At 36.3% G+C, this 2067-nt stretch carries 3 protein-coding genes; all 3 read right to left on the bottom strand.

Features of this window, described 5'->3' with window-relative positions:
* Nucleotides 1–130: 130 nt before the first annotated feature.
* Genes KKC91_06180 through KKC91_06190 form a run of 3 tightly spaced genes read right to left on the bottom strand, consistent with a single transcriptional unit; the run spans nucleotide 131 to nucleotide 2007 of the window.
* Nucleotides 131–1357: a homoserine dehydrogenase gene (locus KKC91_06180; protein ID MBU0478136.1), complete on the bottom strand. Its 1227-nt coding sequence runs from the start codon at nucleotides 1355–1357 to the stop codon at nucleotides 131–133.
* A complete protein-coding gene (locus KKC91_06185) occupies nucleotides 1347–1760 on the bottom strand; it encodes a M67 family metallopeptidase (protein MBU0478137.1) in 414 nt (137 codons plus the stop codon). The genes KKC91_06180 and KKC91_06185 overlap by 11 nt, the downstream gene beginning before the upstream one ends.
* 7 nt (nucleotides 1761–1767) lie before the next feature.
* Nucleotides 1768–2007, bottom strand: a complete 240-nt coding sequence (locus tag KKC91_06190) for a DUF2061 domain-containing protein (protein MBU0478138.1) — start codon at nucleotides 2005–2007, stop codon at nucleotides 1768–1770.
* Nucleotides 2008–2067: the final 60 nt, after the last annotated feature.

Consider the following 2067-nt stretch of genomic DNA (forward strand, 5'->3'; position numbering starts at 1 on the left):
AAATTCTTGATATTTTCATTTTGAATTCAACCATTTTAGGGAATGATTTTTCTGTTTTTACCGAAATTTGCTCTGTAACACACTCTTACTTATAGACTTACGCTTATGCCCCATTTTTCGCCAAATCTGTCTAGTTCCCTAGAGCAGAACGAATATTTCTCTCTTTCGTCTCATGAGTCAATATCTCTACATTACCTTCATTTTTCTGTTTCTCAACCAAGGAAGCATCTGCAGAAGTTATACTGATATCGTGTTTACCAAGAATAGTGCCGATTTTACCAATGACTCCCGGTTGGTCAATAATTGGAAATCGTAAATAATATCTTGAAATCATCTCTTCTATGGGCCTTATTTTCTTTGTGTCCCATGATAAATTTGGATATAAAATAGTATTATTTATACTCAGAGCAATCTTAATGATATCAGAGACAACACTACTTGCTGTAGGCATCTGTCCAGCTCCTTTTCCATAAAACATAGTTGTGCCCACAGCATCACCTTCAATACAAATAGCATTGTATTCATCCCTGACCGATGCTAACGGATGTTTCAAAGGAATCATTGTTGGGTGAACACGAAGCTCTATATCTTCGTTTGTGTTTTTAGCAATAGCTAAAAGTTTTATGATATAACCAAATTCGCGTGCAAATTTAATGTCCTGAATAGTGATTTTGGAAATACCCTCAGTATAAACATCACCTACATCTACTCTTGTGCCAAATGCAAGAGAGGATAAAATCACTAGCTTTTGACTGGAATCGATTCCCTCTATATCAAAAGCAGGATTGGTCTCAGCATACCCTTTCCGTTTTGCGTCTTTCAGTGCCTCTTCAAAGCTTTGTTCATTTTCATTCATTCTGGTTAATATGTAATTTGTTGTGCCATTAATAATCCCCAAAATCGCCCTTATTTTATTAGCAACTAATCCTTCTCTTAATGCATTAAGAAGAGGAATACCACCTGCTACACTGGCTTCATATTGTATCTGGACATTATTGTCTTTAGCAATTCCGGATATTTCCTCACCATACTTTGCCATTAATATTTTATTTGCAGTAATTACGTGTTTTTTTCTCGTCAATGCTTTAACGATATACGACTTCGCTGGTTCTTCTCCACCAATCAGTTCTATTACTATGCTTATTTCTGGATCCGAGAAAATCGTCTCAACATCAGTAGTCAAAATTTTAGAATCTACCTCTATTCTACGGTCTGAAGAAATATCTTTATCTACTATTTTTTTAAGATAAAGATTTATTCCCGTCTTTTTTCCAATTAGGTCGTGATTTTCTCTCAATAACTTTACTACCCCGCTACCTACCGTTCCAAAACCTATTAGACCCAGATTAACTCTCATTGTTAGTTGCCTCTATCTTCAAATCCTCTTCAGTAATCTTTCCTTCCTCAATCTTAAATGATCTAATATTCGGACTATTTTTATCTTTTAATGAAACGATCACATAAGATACCTCAGGATAAAAAGCCAACTCTACATCATACGCTGAAGGATATGCCTCTGTTTCAGGATGCGAATGATATATCCCCACCATTTCCAGTCCCACGTTTCTTATTTCCTTCATCACTTTAAGTTGTTCCTTTGGTCCCATAAAGAATGTCTTTGAGCTTTTATCTGCGTTGGTCATCCTGTAAATTCTCTCTATCTTTCCATCTTTACCTGCCAGTATCCCACACGCTTCGTTAGGATAATCTTTCTGGCAGTGTTGAACCATCTCCGAAAGATAGACTTTGTTTATCTTCATGTTATCCTCAGATATTATATTCCGGTGACTTCGATGTATTTCTCCCCCAAACTATCCTTTCCCATGCTCTTTCATGATAGTAGTAAAGCACAAGCCTAATTGCATGAAATGTAATAGTTATCAGTGTTGTTTCTTTCCAATCCCGCGTGAACAACCAAGCCAGAACACCCAGTATCACTATACCTATAATTCTCCAAATAATTGACTTGACCCAGGAGCGTAATCTGGTATCAACTGCATTTGCCATCTCAATTCCCTAGTGCTTGTAAATTAAAGAATAGTCAAACTTGTTTTCTTGGCCGATGAT

It is taken from the genome of bacterium (genome assembly GCA_018812485.1).
GTDB lineage: Bacteria > JAHJDO01 > JAHJDO01 > JAHJDO01 > JAHJDO01 > JAHJDO01.